Here is a 310-nt window from a genome sequence, read left to right on the forward strand (position 1 = left end):
CGCGCCGCCCGCGCACGCCCTCGACAAGGAGAGGAAACCCAATGACCCAAACAGAGGACAAGACCCGCCAGCCGGGCCTCTACCGCAGCGAATACGAGCACGACGCCTGCGGCATCGGCGCCATCGCGCACCTCAAGGGCGTCCGCAGCCACCAGACCCTCGACGACGCGCTCTCGGTCCTCGTCAACCTCGAGCACCGCGGCGGCAAGGGCCTCGAGCGCAACACCGGCGACGGCGCCGGCGTGCTCTTCCAGATCCCGCACCGGTTCTTCCGCAAGGAGGCGCAGAAAGAGGGTCAGCTCCTCCCCGA

At 69.4% G+C, this 310-nt stretch carries 1 pseudogene; it reads left to right on the top strand.

The features are described 5' to 3' along the window. Positions 1-41: 41 nt before the first annotated feature. Positions 42-310 (top strand): annotated as a pseudogene (locus ACT84W_RS04010) (hypothetical protein); the annotation flags it as partial.

The organism is Paratractidigestivibacter sp. (assembly GCF_052362415.1).
Lineage (GTDB): Bacteria > Actinomycetota > Coriobacteriia > Coriobacteriales > Atopobiaceae > Paratractidigestivibacter.